The sequence below is a fragment of the Streptomyces sp. NPDC046215 genome (assembly GCF_040646215.1).
Lineage (GTDB): Bacteria > Actinomycetota > Actinomycetes > Streptomycetales > Streptomycetaceae > Streptomyces > Streptomyces stramineus.
Genome location: NZ_JBEYZW010000076.1, coordinates 1 through 14,682 on the forward strand (window position 1 = coordinate 1; position 14,682 = coordinate 14,682).

The window sequence follows — 14,682 nt, forward strand, 5'->3', positions numbered from 1 at the left end:
CGCTCCCGCATCGAGGAACTCACCGCACGCCGGTGCGGAGGACATACTGGCGTCCGCCCGTCCGCCCGGGGCGGTGTGGGCTACCACCATCACCGACCGACCTGGCGAGGCGCGCCGGTTGGCCGGGGCGCTCCTGGCAGCGGCCGGCGGACATCCCCTCCTGCTGGAGCTGGCCGACGGCCTGTGCGCCGATCCCGGCCGGCTCGCCGAGCCGGCCGCCTCTGCCCGACGGGCGCACAACAGGGGTGAGGATGCCCGTATCGGCATCCTCATCTCCGGGCAGGCCACCGCGGGCGACGTCGATCACCTGCAGAGCATGCGCGCCTGGACCGGGGCCGTCGTCGGCGACCTGCCCCCGGAAACCCGTGATCTCTTCTCCTTCCTGTGCTGCCTGGAGGAAGCGGACCGTACCCTCCCGACCTTGGAACAGAACTGGCCGGACCTACGCTCGCGGCTCGGTCACGGCGAAACACCCGTGCAGATGAATCTGCTGACATCGGCGGAGCGAGGACTGCTGACACTACGGTTCCGAACAAGCGACGTATCCCTGGAGATCCACCACGTGATCGCCGCCGCAGGCCGCGAACTCGCCGGCGGCGACTTCCGCGCGATGGTCGACACCCGGATGTCCGGCTACTGGGTGACGGTATTCAAGATGGCCTGGTCCCGGGAGGGCACCGATGCGGAGGGAGCGCACCTGACCGGGCCACTGATCGCGCGGGCCGGCATGTCGGCGGCGCCGTACCTGGCCCGGGACGGCAACCCGGAGCTGGCCGAAGGGCTACTGGAAGCCGTGCTGCTGCGCGACGCCACCGGGCCGACGGCCGCACGGGTGGGGCCCATGATGCGACGGCTGGCCGTACAGCACCTCACGGGCGGCGGTGGGCGACGCCTCTCCGCCGCGCACACGAGAGTCATGCAGCTGATCAACCCTGAGCAGGCCGCCGCACAGACCCGCAGGACACTCGAAAAGGCGCGGGCCGCGAAAGACTACGAGGTGGCGGCAGGCGCGGCGAGCCGCCTGATCGGGTCTGCCGTCCGGGCGGGGCACATCGAGGAGGCGCTCGCACTGGCCGACGAGCAGATCGAGTACGTGCGGCGGGCGGGCTTCGGTGGCTGGGAAAGATATCGCGGCGAAGTGAGCCGGGTACATGTGCTGGCGACCTCCCGGCACGCGGAACAGGCGCTCACCGAAGCCGCCGATCTGATCGAGAGGATGAAGCCACTACCGCGGGGAGCAGCGGACGCGGAGAGTCCCTTCTGGTGGGCAGTGTGGGAGGAACTCCTCGACACCGCCCAGCAGGCGGCTGTTCGCGTCGGCCGCTGGGAGCAGGCGCTGACGTACAACGCGGAGCTGTGCGCCTCCAAGGAAGCCCGCGGCGCCCCCCGTACCGACCTCGTCCAGGCCCGCCACCGCGCCTACACGCCACTGCTCGAACTGGGGCGCACCGAGGAAGCGCTCTCCCTCGTGGACGCGAGCCGACAGATCGCCGAGCGCCTCGGCGACCCCCTGCTGCTCGCCGACGTATTCGGCGCCCTGGGAAACATCGAGAACGTCCGCGGACACGGGGACGTGGCGATCGACCGGGCCCGGGACTGCCTCCGCTACGCCTACCGGGCGCAGTCTCCCCACACCATCGCGATCGGACACGCCAACATCGGCACCTATCTGAAGGTTCACGCCCGGGACGGCACAGCGGCGGTGGCCCATCACCTGGCGGCCGGGCTCCTGGGCAGGCTGACCGACGGCGTCACCAGCAATGCCGGGATCGCGACAGCCGGTGATCTGTACGAGTTCGGGCCGGAACTCGAACTGCCCGGCAGCCCGGAGGAGCTGTGCGAACGCGTCGGCCAAGTCCCGGGGGTGGACCTGCTCCCCGTACTGCAAGGGCTCACACCCGACCCGGCCACGCTGAGCGGCTTGCTGGAGAGCCTGATCGAGGAAGCGCGCCAGCAGGTTGAGCAGTCGTCCGCCGGCTCGGCGCTGAAGGAAGCCGTGTGGTCCATCTCCTGGGAGCCGCTGATCGCCGCGCTGGTGGCCGCCACCCGCGGCAACACCGCGGCGTACATCAACCTGCGCAAGCGCCTCGCCACGCTGGAGACCCTCGATCCCCGGTTCGCGAAGCCGGCCGCAAGGCTGCGGCGGCTCTACAACGGTGAGCGCGGACCGGACGTCCTCGCCGACCTCGAGCCGCTGGACACTGCCGTGGTCAGCCGCGCCCGGCAAGCACTGGAAAACGAGGTCATCGTGCCCACTGAGCTGCGGTTGGTGATGAACTACCACCTGGCTCTGGGCACTTTCGTCGGGGCCGCCACCGGAGACGAGGCCAGCGCGTCCGCAGCGCGGGAAAACCTTGCCGACTTCGCCGCAGACCCCTCGCTCGAGCCGATGTCGGCAGCCCTGAACGAGGTGATCGCCGGCAGCCGCGAAGCCGGACTGATCACGCGACTGGACGACCCCGTGCAGCGCGAGGTCGTGGCCCTGGTGCTGCGCCACATCACCCACGTAGAAGCCGCGGGGAGCTGATGCATGGGTGGTTACGGGTAACACGGCCCACGGGGATACTTACGGTCATGGAGCAGGAACCGAAGGACACCGACGTCAAGATGAACGACGACGGTGAGCTGCTGTACTTCGATGGCAAAGACTGGGTGCCGTATCTCGACGTGGAAGTCGACGGCGGCACGCCTGGGCATCTGGTCAGGGGCGACAACGATCAATGACGGCCCCGACGCCCCCCGAAGCCGGCCCCGGCCTGCCGTTCGACACGCTGCCCTCGCCGCTTGAAGCAGTGCCCGAACTGCGGGCCGCGGCGCGGTGGATGATCGCCGCCTACGGGACTGTCGGGGCCGCCCTGTTGGGTGGCGGCCCGCTCGTTGCGGTCGGTCGCGTCCACGGGATCGGCGAGGCGTGCATCGCGGGCGGTGCGCTGCTTGTCGCCCTGACGGGGGTCATCATCGCCATCTGGCACGTGGGCCGGGTGCTGGAACCCCCGGTCACCACGACGGCCACGCTCAAGTCTCCGGCACTGCGCGGTCTGCGCGAGGCGATCGACGCGGAACCGGCCTACTACTTCGGCTCCGCAGCCACCAGCATCGAAGACCTGCTGCGCCACCGGCGGATCGCCGTGAGTATCCACCGTGCGGCGCTTGCGGAGGACGACCCGCAGCGCCGCGACCAGTGGCGGGACAACCTGCACCGAGTGCACGCCAACATCGCCAGAACCGACCCTCTCGTGCGCTGGCTGCTCGCCACGGCGCACGTCTACCAAATCCAGTCGGCCCTGCGCGCAGCGCGTTACTGGTGCCTGCTCGGAGTCGCCCTGGTCGCGGTCGGCTCGGTGGCATTCCTCACCGTCACCGGGAAAAGGTGATATGGCCCAAACACGCTGTCGGATGCCGGCGACGCGCGAATCGTCTGGGACGCGGGGGCGGGAGTAGGGCGCTCACGACGCTGCGTACGATCAGCTGGTCCCAGCTGCCTCGCCCAGGAGCTCCGCTAGATGTCCGCCGTCCTCCATTCACCCCACACCACCACCGGCCTGCGGTCCGTGCGGCTTCTGCCTCGCGTCGAAAACACCGAGCGGCTGCACGCCCTGCTGTGGTCCGCCGGCCCGGGCTGGCGAATGATCAGCAACGCGGTGCTGGGCGGAGGCATCGGCGAACGTGCCTGGGTTCTCAACGCCCAGGTCTCCCACGGCTACCGGCGCACCGACCCCGACCGGCACCTCGCCGGCCTCGCCAAGACTGCGGGCGCCCGGGGGGAGGGCGTGGGACTGATGACTGCGGCCGACGTCACCGGCCACGCCCATGCCCAGGACGGCGGTGTCGAAGCTCTCGCGACAGCGGGCGTCACCGTCCGCGGATGGGCAGCCTCCCCCGCTGAAGGTTCAGCCCGCCCGGCAGCACCCGGCACGATCAACATCATCGCCGCACTTCCCGTGGCACTGACCGACGCCGCTCTGGTCAATGCCGTGGCCACTGCGACCGAGGCCAAGGTCCAGGCTCTCCTCGATGCCGGCTACGACTGCTCCGGCACCCCGACCGACGCCGTGTGCATCGCCGCCCGCACCCCCGGCGAAGGCGGCACGCCACATGCCTTCGCCGGGCCACGCTCTCTATGGGGCGCCCGCCTCGCCCGCGCTGTCCATCACGCCGTCCTCGCCGCCACGCCTTCTCCCTGACCACCGCTTCTCGCCATCAGCGGCGCAGACCGGCGGGCTGGGTGGAACTGAGGGCAACCTGGGGTGGCTCGTGCGGGGTGAACCGCACTGTGGTGGACAGCCTGGAACACACCTCTTCGAGAGTGCTCGGCGTCAGGCCACTGGGAGTGGGGCCGGCTGCCGTCGCCGGACGTGGGGGTGGGCGAGGATTTGCGCGGTGGGGTTCCACCGACCACGGGAGCTGAGCGCTCATCGGGGTGGCCGCGAACGCGAGAAGCCCCGATCGGTGCGGCGCCTTCTTGGAGGCGACCAGTCCCCGCCCGGTCACCTCCGCAGCGCCGGAATCGGCGCCCGCTTCGCCATGGCGCACATCGTGCCGGTGAACCGAGCAGGAGGCCGGACGGACCGGCTCTCCCGCGTTGATCAGTTGCAGGTCATGTTGACGGGTGCGTGGTCCGGGTCGTTCCGGTGGCACAGGTGCTGCGGGGCCTTCAGGTCCGTGATGGAACCCTGCCACACGGCGCCCTGCCACAGAGCCTGCGGGGAACCGGAGTCCGCCAGCAGACGCGGGTAGCGCAGGACCTCCCAGGACGGGTACTTGTCCTTGTTCGTGTCGATGTCGAAGCCGGTGAAGTTCTTGTTCTTGTCGTCGTAGCCGTGCGGGTAAACGTGGAACGTCGCGTTGATCCGGCCGAGATCCGCGTACTGCGAGCCGGGGACGTCCACGAACGAGTTGACCGCTGACACGTCCACCCGGATGCCGCCGTTACCGTAGGGCTCCACCCAGTACTCGTTCCGCGGGGTCCGGTCGTCCTGGACCACCTTGGCGTGCTCGGTGCGCGCCAGAGGCTTGGCATTACGGCATGGCAGGTCACCGACGCAGGACCGGTCGACGTAGATCCCGACCTGGCCCGTGGCGGTGTCCCAGGCAATGGCCACCTTGGAGCTGGCTTCGGGTTCGGTGCTCCACAGGCGGTGGTTGCCCAGGGAGTGATTGACCGGGTTGCCGTCGTCGCCGATGTAGCCGCGCACCACGACGATGCCCCGGTCGGGGCCCTTGGGCAGCAGCGTGGCGCTCTCCTTCAGATCGCCCGGGGTCGGGCTGCCCTGGAAGAAATGGGCGTTCGCACGGGGGACCAGCGGGTTCGCGGTCTCGTTCGGCGACCACCGGATGGGGCCGTGCTCGAACATCTGGGTGACGCCCTCCTGCTGGAGTTCGTCGGTAATGGGGTAGCCGTACACCCCGCTTTCCCAGCCCGCCTGCCCCCAGCGCTGGCCGATGAGGCCCCAGACGGGGTGGACGCCGTTGGAGCGCGTGGGATGCCAGTAGAGCGAGCCGCCCTGGAACACCTGACGCTTCCCGGCGCCGTCGGGGAGGGACAGTTCGTCGCTGGTGGGGTAGCCGAGGGAGCCCTTCTCCCAGCCCATGGCGGCCCACTTGTCGCGGATGAGGCCCCAGATGACGTGGGCGTCGGTGGAGGGGCTCCAGTAGATCGAGCCGCCGTCGAAGACACTGAACCGGCCCACCCCGTCGGGAGCGGTCTGCTCGTCGGTCTGGGGGCAGCCGAGCGTGTCCCGGTACTCCCGGTACTTTTCCAGGATGCGGCCCTGGACCGTGTGGCCACAGATCTGTTCCGGGGCCTTCCCGACGGCGGAGGCCGTCGCCGGGAAGAGGGCGGAGCCGGCGAGAAGGGCGGTGAGCAGGAGCGAGATTCTCGCTCCCCGCCCGCGGGCTCGTCTGCGGGGCATCGAGTGTTCTCTGATGATGTTCACCTGAGTGATTCTCGTGCACATGTCAATAGCGCAGTCGGTGCCCGAAGAGCCAAGGAACGGGCGGGTCCGCGACAGAAGCACACGGGTGGGCCCGGTCGCGAGAACTGCTGGAACCCCCGCCGGCGCCCCGGAATTGACCCCTGGGCCACGAAACCGCAAGTCAGGTGTTCGCCTGCGCGGCGTGGCTCCGCTTCGCCACTGCCGGCTACCCCGGCATCGCGGGGCGGCTGTTCACAGGCTGCGCCCGGCGCGTCGCCGCCCCGATGTCACACCTTCACCACGATCTTGCCGGTGAAGGTGCTGGAGTCCATCAGACGGTGCGCGTCCGTGATGCGCTCCAGGCCGTCGAAGGTCTCGGCGATCACGGGTGCCAGCGCGCCGCTCGTCAGGCCCGAACCGATGAAGGCGGCGGCACGGCGGCGGTAGGCCTCATCGCGGCAGAGGACTCCGTTGCCGTACGCGTGGACGGTCAGTGGCCAGTTCATCGACAGCTGAGCGGGGCGCGGGTCCAGGAAGCCGTAGAGCACCAGCGTGCCGCCGGGGGTGAGCGCGTCGCCGAGGGTCGCGAAGCCCGGGCCGCCCACCCCGTCGAAGGCCATCCGCGCTCCCCGGCCGTCGGTGATCCGCTGCACCTCCTCGACCAAATCCTGGGAGGCGGTGCTGATCACGTGGGTCGCGCCGAGCTCCAGCAGCCGCTCCCGCTTGGACTCGCCGCGCGTGGTCGCGATCGGAATCGCGCCCATCCGCAGGGCTGTCTGGATCGCGGCCGTCCCCGTACCGCTGGAGGCGGCCGTGATGATCACATGGTCGCCCGGGGCCAGCCCGCCGGTCTCCACCATGCCGCCGTACGCCGTCGAGTACGACAGCCACGCCGCCGCGGACGTGACCGCGTCGACGCCCTCGGGCCGGTGCACCAGCGACGCCTCGGGCAGGACGGCGTGCTCTCCGTACACCCCGTGGACGCCGAAGTCGAAGTTCGCCGCAGCCATCACCGCATCGCCGGGGGCGAACGCGGTCACGCCCTCGCCGACCGACTCGACCACCCCCGCGGCCTCGTAGCCGAGCCGGGAGCCGGGCAGGGCCGGCTGGTAGTAATAGCCGCCCGCGCGGAAGAGGGCCTCGGCCCGGTTGAGGCCGATCGCCTCGACGCGGAAGAGGACTTCGCCGGGCCCGGGCTGTGCCAGCGGCACCTCCTCGATCTTCAGGACTTCGGGGCCGCCGAGCTCGTGGAAGAGAACCGCCTTGGTGACTGCCGTGTGTGCAGAAGCAATTGTCATAGGAACGACCGTACGGAGAGCTCGGGAGACGATCCATATCCGAAAACCTCCCGGCTATGTCCCAACGTCTCTCGATCATGGCGACAGGGTGTGATGGTGACGGTAAGGTGCGGCCATGGACGTACTGAGCGACGCGATCGCCGCCATGCGCACCGGGCGCCCCCACTCCTCCCGTTCGGTCAAGCGCGCGCCCTGGGGCGTCCGCTTCCCCGCCTCTGACGGCGCCGGCTTCCACGTGGTCCTCCAGGGCTCGGCCTGGCTCCTGCCGCCCGAGGGGGCCGACCCCGTCCGCCTCGGCCCGGGCGACGTCGTCTTCCTGGCCCACGGGTACGGGCACGGCCTCGCCGACGACCCCGGTACGCCGCTGGAGGAGGCCCGGTTGAAGACGGACGGCTCCTGGCCGTCGCTCCGTCACCGAGGGCCCGTCCACGGCGACGAGACCCTCATACTCTGCGGCGCCTACCAGCTCAACAAGGCGCGGGCTCACCCTCTCCTGACCGACCTGCCGCCCTTCATCCACCTCCCGGCCCGGATCGGAGCCCATGACCGGCTGCGCTCCGCCGTCGATCTGCTCGGTGCCGAACTGGCCGACCCCCAGCCGGGCTCCGACGCCGTCGTGCCCGCGCTCCTCGACACCCTGCTGCTCTACTTGCTGCGCACGTGGTGGCTGACCGAGCGCCCCGACGAGTCGTCCGGATGGGCGGCGGCCCTGGGTGACCCGGCCGTCGCCGCCGCGTTGCACGCCATCCACGACGACCCGGCACACCCCTGGACGGTCGAGGAGCTCGCCGCCCGCGCGGCGCTGTCCCGAGCCGCCTTCGCCCGGCGCTTCACCGCACTCGTCGGCCAGCCGCCGCTCGCCTATCTGACCTGGTGGCGCATGACGACGGCGGGCCGGCTGTTGCGCGAGGATGACGCACCGCTGCGCACCGTCGCCGAACGGGCGGGATATACCTCGGAGTTCGCCTTCGCCAAGGCCTTCAAACGCGAGTACGGAGTGGCCCCCGGCAGGTACCGCAAGCAGGGGGCCGGCATCTCGGCGTGACCGGTGCGAGCGAGGTGGCCGGCGCGATCCACGGAGTGCCGGAGGCCGGGGATCGTCAGACTGGCCCGCACCGCGGTGCGCTCTCGGCGAGGGCCGGCCAGAGGGAGCTCCGCTTCTCGGCGTCGACGAGGACGGGATAGCGGGCGTCGTATGCCTAATAGGCGTCGCGGGTTGGCCGTTAGGCCAGTCCTGGCAGGGGCCGGGTGAGACGTCTGGTTTGTATGCGGCGCCTGGGAGAGCTTCGACAAACCCTGGGGACGGCTCGAACCACGGCACGGTACGCCGACCGAATTCGAAACGGCAGGGGCAGGCATGCGTCCCTCCACCTCCCGAACAGCCGGAGCCGTGGAGCTCTTCTCGAGAGCGAGGACCCTGGGCTCAGCTGGGGCCACGGACGGCTGATGGGGTGGTGCGCCAGCGAGCGCTTCTATGAGGTCGCCGGGTGGTCCCGCCCCGGCTCGACGCCGAGGGACAGCGAACGCTCGAAGGGAGCGCGTGTTGCACGTGACCTGCGGAATCGACTGGGACGAAGCCCAGGGCCGGGCGGAAGGAGGGCGCGGGCACGGCGACTCCGAGCTTGCGCAGCACCGCGACGCCGTCGGGGTGGAGCCATTCCTCGGCCAGCCGCGTGGGCGGCCGGCGCGAGGTCTCCAGGAGCAGGACGCGGTGGCCGGCGCGGGCGTGGGCGAGTGCGGCGGCGCAGCCGGCCGGGCCCGCACCGATGACCGCGACGTCGCAGGCGGCCTCATCGGCGGTCATCGTTTCCTGCGCCGGTAGCGCACCGTGCACGGCTGCCGGGGCGGGTGGAACACCGAGGCACGGACCTCGCGGACGCGGGGGTCGGCGAGCTCCAGATCGAAGGAGCGCAGCAGGACGCTCCAGATCACCTTGATCGCTTGCTGGGCGAAGGCCGGGCCCAGGCAGGGGTGCCGGCCTCCGCCGAAACCGATGAGGGCGTAAGGCGCGGCGCGGTGTTCCGCACGGCCGGGAAGGTAGCGGTCCGGATCGAACGCCTCGGGATCGCGGAACACGTCCGGCCGGCGGTGCGACGCCCCCGGCGAGGCACACACCAGATAGCCGCGCGGGACCCGGTAGCCGCGGATGCACAGGTCCCGCACGGCCAGGCGGGGGAGCAGCCAGACGGGCGGGTGGAGGCGTTCGGCCTCCAGGAGGCAGTGGCCCAGGCGCTCGAGCCGGTGGAGCGGCGCAAGGGTGGCCGGCGGATAGTCCGTGAAGGCGGATTCCTGCTCCGCGCGCAGGACGGGGAGCCACTGGGGGTGCTGGAGCAGGAGGACGCCGGTCCAGGCCGCATGGGCCATGACGGGAGCCGAGGCGAACAGCCAGGAGAGCATGAGGGCGGCTGCGGTGTCCTCGTCCAGGGAAAGGCCGCACGGCCCGGCCGCTCGAAGGAGCTCCGCGAAACGGCTGCGGTCGGCGCCCTCGGGACGGTCGTCGGGAGCGATCTCTTTGATGGCGCGGGTGAGGGTCTCACGGGCGCGGTCGGCCCGGCGGTGGCGGGGCACGAGGGCACGGGGGCCCATGACGAAGGACATGTAGAAGGAGTCCTCCAGCCGGCTCAGCAGTGCGGGAAGCTCCCGGCCCGTCGTGCGGCCGAACCGTGGCCCGATCAAGCAGTGGGCGGAGATGCGTGCGCTGATATCCCGCATCGCCTTCACGAGATCGAACGTCCCGCTCCCCTCCCACGGCGCGATGTACCGCTCGACCTGGTCGACCATCACCGGGAGGCACCGGGCCAGGGCATCCCGTCGGAGATGGGGGAGCAGCAGGGACTGCTGCCAGACCATGACGTCGGTGGGGACGTCGAAGGCCACCCCTCGGCCCACCAGAGGAGTCAGGAGCGGTTCGTAGATGACGCGGCGGTCGACGTCGGTCTCGTCCAGCCCCAGGACCACGGCATTCGCCTGCGGCCCGCAGAACGACGCGACCCGCCGGCCCGGCAGCGTGAACGTCACGGCTTCACCCCGCCTGCTGTGGGCGCGCAGCAGGAAGCCCACGGGGTCCCGGAAGAAGGGGACGGCGTGACCGATCAACGGCAGCCCGCCGCCGAGGGCGGGGAGTTCCCGTCCTCCGGGCCGGGGGAGAGCCTGCGCTTCGGTAGTCATGCTGTCCCCGGGGTTCCTTCGTGAGCGGTCGGGGCGGACGCGGCGACGGCCCCCGGGTAGCGGCCGACGGCCAGGGCCGGGAAGTACACCGGGTAGAGGTGGTAGACGAGCATCATGGTGGTGAAGAAGACACCGTTGACGTGGCCGCCGGCCCAGGAGCCGTCCGCTTGCTGACGGGCGCACAGCCGGCGGATGCCGTTCACGACGACGGGGTGCCGGGGGCCGAGGGTGTCGAGCCCCGCCATGACTGCCCAGGCCGCCATCTCGGGGAGGCCTTCTTCCAGCGCCAGGTACCGGCGTTCGAGGCAGCTTCGCCAGTCCTCGCCCCAGGAACCGTCCTTCAGCTGGGACCCCGTAAGCCAGCGGGCCAGCGCCACGGGCGCCGGGTCGTCGGCCGCAACGCCCGCGGCGCGCAGCCCGCGGGCGGCGTGGAAGGCGGCGTAGGTGTAGTTGATGCCCCACGTTCCGCCGAACGATCCGTCGTGGTGCTGCCGGGCGCGGAGGTAGGCGACGCCGCGGGCCGTCGCCTGCCCGGCACGGTGGCGCGCGGCCGGCTCCAGCAAGGGACGCATGCGGGACAGGGCGGCCAGGACGAAGCCGGTGCATTCGACCGACGAGGTGTCGGTCATGCACCCGGCGAACATCTCCGTCGGGTTGAGGGCCTCCAGCCAGGTGCCGGCCCGCCGACGGTCGAGGGTGGCGAGCCCGCCGGCGGGCTTCTGCCGGTCCGGCATGACGTTCAACGCGCCGTGCAGAGCCTGCCGCCCCAGGTGGGCCGGTGCCGGAATCCGGCGGCCGCCGGGGCCGGTGGCCTCCTGCACCCGCAACAGGGCGCCCACGGCTTCGGCCGTGCAATCGCTGACGGGCCAGCGGCTGTGGCCGTCGGAGAACGCCCAGCCGTGACGGACGGTGCGCAGCGGCGCCACCCGCCCGCTGTAGGTGGTGATCCGCGCCTGGCGCGGGAAAGCGTGCGCCCGGTTGATCGCGGGGCCCAGCCGGCACTCCGGCCCGTGGTCCGCCCCCGCGGGGCCTGCCGACAGGAGCGCCTCCGTGGCGAAGGAGGTGTCCCGCACGGCGGACCGGTCCCCGCAGCCGCGCAGACCGCGGTCACCGTCCTGCCGGCACCAGTAGCGCAGGCGGGCGACGGCGTCGTCCCGCAACGGGTGGTGCCGGTCGCGGGTGAACAGCACCAAGCACTCCACCAGGGCGTTCACCGAGGAAAGACCGTGGTGCGGTGAGGCGTGCTGCTCCTCGACGACCGCGCGGTGACAGCGTTCAAGGGGCACGCGGCGCAGGCGGCGGCTGTGCACCCGCTCCCACCCGCGCAGGCACCCCTGCAGCACGCGCAGGGCGCGGCCCCCGGTGACGTACAGGTCCGTGCCGCGGCCGGGCGGCACGCGGGCACCGGCGCCGTGGCCGGCGAACAATTCGCGGCGCAGGTCGCGGGTGACGGGCCCCGGGTCGGCGCGGAACTTCGCGCCGTAGAGGTAGGCCATGGCCTGGTAGAGCGTCCGGGTCCAGCCCAGGAGCCGTTCGGGGTGCAGGGGCGCCCACCGGGGGAGAAGCATCACCCTAGGGGGGACCGGTGTCCCCTGACGGTAGGGCACCACACCCTGCACCGCGAGCCAGAAGAACCCCCACTGCGGAACGGCGCGGCAGCTGCCCGGCTGTGCGTGGAGCCACCGCCGGGCACCGGCGGCGAGCGGGTCACCGGGCTCCGTGCCGAGCGGACGCAAGCCCACGTAGGCCGGCGTCGTGGCGTACGGCGACGGCGGGGCCTGCGGGTGCATGCCCCAGCCTCCCTCCGGCGTGCGCGTCGCGCGGTAGCACCGCAGGGTCGCCTGCCGTGCCCTCTCGTCCGCAGGGCGCTGCAGGGCGATGACGTAGTGGAAGAGGATCATGGTGCTCCACTCCATCTCCCCCTCCCACGCACCCTGTTCGTCCTGGAGGGCGAGCAGGCGCCGGCAGGCGGCGTCAAAGGCGCGGTGCGCGCCGGGCACCGGGGTGAAGGCGTCGGGGTCATCGGTGGCGGTACCGTGCGTCGCCATGTGCCGTCGTCCTCTTTCGTATCTGCCGGGGAACGCGAGCGGCTACGGAGCATTCTTCCTTCGGTTTCTGATCGCTATGCCGATGAGGGGAAGAAGAAACGAACGCACGGCGGCATTAAATTCGGATTGTCCGATGATGTGATGTACGGGAATGCAGGTCTCGGGCACTCGCCCGGAAAGCTGCAGAAAAGGCGCGCTGACCGACTCGTAAAAGGAGCGCGCACCGACGCGCACGCCGCCCCGGAGTTCCTGTGCGACCCCCGGGCGGAAGGTTTTCGGCCGACGGGTTGGGAAGCCTTCCCAGCATCACCCGTACTGTCGCTTCCCGCATATCCGGAGGTTCGATATGAACGGCGTTTGCCGAACCGCTGCCGCAGCGGTCACAGGCCTGCTGCTCGCCCTCGGATCCGTTGTCACCGCAACACCGGCCCACGCCGACAACGAAATCACCGCGCTCACCTGCTCGATCACCGACTTCGTCAACCGCAACATCTCCCTCGAAGGGTGCCGCATCGTCCGGCGGTGAGGCCGATGAGGGGAGCAACTGCTCAGCAGACGGCAGGCGATGAGAGCCGTGATTCTCGTGACCGGGGCAAGCGGGCATCTCGGCGTCAACATGGTGCGACGCCTGCTCGCCGACGGTCATGACATCCGGGTACTCGTAGAGCCCCCGGACCGGCCGGCGGGGCTCTGGACGGGCTCCCCGTCCGCTGGACAGTCGGCGACCTGCGGAACCTGGTGGCGGTCGCGGCCGCCGTCGAAGGCTGCGAGAGCGTCTACCACTGCGCCGCGCGCATCTCGACCACCGCGCGCGGACATCGTGACATCCACGCGGTCAACGTGCTGGGCACGCGCAACGTACCGCTGGACGCGGCGCGGCGGCACGGCGTGCGCCGCGCCGCTGGTGACCGGTTCGTTCAGCGCCACGGGCTCGGCCCCGGGACGGGCCGGCACCGAGCACGACCTGCACTACCCCTTCGGGGCCCACACCCCGTACACCCGCAGCAAGGTGCTGGTGAGCACGAGTGCTGCAGGGCCGCGGCCCAGGGACTCGACGTGGTGGTCGCGGTCTCCATGGCGATCATCGGCCCCCACGACTACGTCCCGTCCCGGATGGGGCGCGTGCTGCTGGACTTCGCCCGCGGAAGGCTGTTCACCTGCTGTTTGCCCACGTGGGTGCCTACGCATGTGCCATGCCGCTCGTGTGGATGGTGCCGTGTCGATCCCTCGCCCTGTTGTTCGGAGACGCGCATGGTGCCGTGACGGTGCCCTCAACATCAGCCCTCATGGGCGATCACGCCCCAAGAACATGCGCTGTCCGTGCTGGTCGGCGTGTACCTCGTAGTCGCGCCACCGCTGCGCGTCGATGTCGGCGGGCCAGCCGAAGTCGGTGTGGGGGCAGGGGAGCGCTGGCCCCGCAGTCGCATGAACTCCACAGTGGCGACGGGGCGCCCGGCGGCGGCGCCTGGGCCGGTGCCGGTCAAGCGGACAGTGATGTCGTGGCCGGCGGGGCTGCCCACGGGCGCGACGAGAACACCGCCGGGGCGCAGTTGCCGCAGCCAGGCGGGCGGGATGCCGCGGACCGAGGCGGTGCACACGATGCGGTCGAAGGGGGGCACCTGTGGGGCCCCCTGTTCTCCGTCCGCGGTCAGCACCCGCGCGCGAACGCCCATGGCGTGGAGCCGCTGCCTGGCCTGAGCCGCGATGGTCCGGTCGATCTCGAGACCGGTCACGGTGCCCGGGCCGGTGCGTCGGGCCATGGGCTCATCCGGGGGAGCCGACGTCTGCCGCGAGGCCGGACACGCCCTGCCCGAGGGAGTAAGGCGGCCCGTCTTCGAAGACGATCTCTGGGACCTGGCCGAGGTCATCGGACTGCCGGTCTCACTGGCCCTTCAGCACCGGCGCTTCAACTTCGCCCGAATTCGTGATGCCTGCTGGCGGCTCGTTGCGTAGGAACTGGTCATGGCCCTGCTTGCCCCGCACCACGGGGCGGTGGTCGCGCGGCCTCGTGCAGAAGGTGTTCAAGCAACTCGGCCTGTCGGCGGGAGTCCTGCGCGTCGACCGGATCTGCGACGAAGCCCGCCACAGCGCCGACCCCGTCCGCCCGATGGAGCTCTTCGGTCTGTCCAGCCTCTCCACCACCCGCCACGTCCTCGCAGCCCACCCGGACAAGAGATCTGGCCTCATCGCCTCGTAGCAGGCGGGCCTCGCCCTGGCCCAGAACTCCACCAGCTATCACCTCCACCGAACGGT

The 14,682-nt window shown here is 71.1% G+C and carries 15 protein-coding genes; 9 read left to right on the plus strand and 6 right to left on the minus strand.

The genetic code is table 11. The features are described 5' to 3' along the window. Positions 1 to 118 precede the first annotated feature (118 nt). From ABZ951_RS26240 to ABZ951_RS26255, 4 genes are all read left to right on the plus strand, one after another. A complete protein-coding gene (locus ABZ951_RS26240) occupies positions 119 to 2,527 on the plus strand; it encodes a hypothetical protein (RefSeq protein ID WP_361280831.1) in 2,409 nt (802 codons plus the stop codon). 47 nt (positions 2,528 to 2,574) lie between these two features. Then, a complete protein-coding gene (locus tag ABZ951_RS26245; RefSeq protein WP_344083890.1) occupies positions 2,575 to 2,724 on the plus strand; it encodes a hypothetical protein in 150 nt (49 codons plus the stop codon). Further along, on the plus strand, positions 2,721 to 3,374 hold the full coding sequence (locus tag ABZ951_RS26250) for a hypothetical protein (protein WP_344083892.1): 654 nt from the start codon (positions 2,721 to 2,723) through the stop codon (positions 3,372 to 3,374). Before ABZ951_RS26245 ends, ABZ951_RS26250 begins: the two co-directional genes overlap by 4 nt. A gap of 129 nt (positions 3,375 to 3,503) precedes the next feature. Next, entirely contained in the window at positions 3,504 to 4,184 is a 681-nt protein-coding gene (locus ABZ951_RS26255) for an adenosylcobinamide amidohydrolase (protein WP_344083896.1), read from the plus strand. A gap of 402 nt (positions 4,185 to 4,586) precedes the next feature. Here the strand turns inward: ABZ951_RS26255 and ABZ951_RS26260 are convergent, their stop codons facing one another. Continuing rightward, positions 4,587 to 5,936 (minus strand): hypothetical protein, encoded by a 1,350-nt coding sequence (locus tag ABZ951_RS26260; protein ID WP_344083899.1) that lies wholly within the window; start codon positions 5,934 to 5,936, stop codon positions 4,587 to 4,589. 266 nt (positions 5,937 to 6,202) lie between these two features. After that, on the minus strand, positions 6,203 to 7,213 hold the full coding sequence (locus ABZ951_RS26265; RefSeq protein ID WP_344083902.1) for a zinc-dependent alcohol dehydrogenase family protein: 1,011 nt from the start codon (positions 7,211 to 7,213) through the stop codon (positions 6,203 to 6,205). A gap of 115 nt (positions 7,214 to 7,328) precedes the next feature. On the opposite strand from ABZ951_RS26265, the gene ABZ951_RS26270 reads away from it, so the two are divergent. Continuing rightward, positions 7,329 to 8,258 (plus strand): AraC family transcriptional regulator, encoded by a 930-nt coding sequence (locus tag ABZ951_RS26270; RefSeq protein ID WP_344083905.1) that lies wholly within the window; start codon positions 7,329 to 7,331, stop codon positions 8,256 to 8,258. 378 nt (positions 8,259 to 8,636) lie between these two features. Here ABZ951_RS26270 and ABZ951_RS26275 read toward each other — a convergent pair whose 3' ends face one another. The 3 genes from ABZ951_RS26275 to ABZ951_RS26285 are packed head-to-tail and all read right to left on the minus strand — an operon-like array spanning position 8,637 to position 12,429. Next, positions 8,637 to 9,017: an FAD-dependent oxidoreductase gene (locus ABZ951_RS26275; RefSeq protein ID WP_361280835.1), complete on the minus strand. Its 381-nt coding sequence runs from the start codon at positions 9,015 to 9,017 to the stop codon at positions 8,637 to 8,639. Next, positions 9,014 to 10,381, minus strand: a complete 1,368-nt coding sequence (locus tag ABZ951_RS26280) for a cytochrome P450 (RefSeq protein ID WP_344083910.1) — start codon at positions 10,379 to 10,381, stop codon at positions 9,014 to 9,016. Before ABZ951_RS26280 ends, ABZ951_RS26275 begins: the two co-directional genes overlap by 4 nt. Then, positions 10,378 to 12,429, minus strand: coding sequence for a prenyltransferase/squalene oxidase repeat-containing protein (locus ABZ951_RS26285; protein ID WP_344083913.1), 2,052 nt, complete (start codon positions 12,427 to 12,429; stop codon positions 10,378 to 10,380). Before ABZ951_RS26285 ends, ABZ951_RS26280 begins: the two co-directional genes overlap by 4 nt. Before the next feature lie 346 nt (positions 12,430 to 12,775). On the opposite strand from ABZ951_RS26285, the gene ABZ951_RS26290 reads away from it, so the two are divergent. Continuing rightward, positions 12,776 to 12,955 (plus strand): hypothetical protein, encoded by a 180-nt coding sequence (locus ABZ951_RS26290; RefSeq protein ID WP_344083916.1) that lies wholly within the window; start codon positions 12,776 to 12,778, stop codon positions 12,953 to 12,955. A 200-nt stretch (positions 12,956 to 13,155) separates the two neighbouring features. Further along, a complete protein-coding gene (locus ABZ951_RS26295) occupies positions 13,156 to 13,692 on the plus strand; it encodes a hypothetical protein (protein WP_361280842.1) in 537 nt (178 codons plus the stop codon). Between the two features lie 14 nt (positions 13,693 to 13,706). Here ABZ951_RS26295 and ABZ951_RS26300 read toward each other — a convergent pair whose 3' ends face one another. Continuing rightward, a complete protein-coding gene (locus ABZ951_RS26300) occupies positions 13,707 to 14,189 on the minus strand; it encodes a hypothetical protein (RefSeq protein ID WP_344083919.1) in 483 nt (160 codons plus the stop codon). Between ABZ951_RS26300 and ABZ951_RS26305 the strand changes: the two genes are divergently transcribed. Then, complete coding sequence (locus tag ABZ951_RS26305; protein WP_344083922.1) at positions 14,188 to 14,382, plus strand: hypothetical protein; 195 nt, start codon at positions 14,188 to 14,190, stop codon at positions 14,380 to 14,382. The two genes, ABZ951_RS26300 and ABZ951_RS26305, sit on opposite strands and share 2 nt — an antisense overlap. 19 nt (positions 14,383 to 14,401) lie before the next feature. Further along, positions 14,402 to 14,626, plus strand: coding sequence for a hypothetical protein (locus ABZ951_RS26310; protein ID WP_344083925.1), 225 nt, complete (start codon positions 14,402 to 14,404; stop codon positions 14,624 to 14,626). Positions 14,627 to 14,682: the final 56 nt, after the last annotated feature.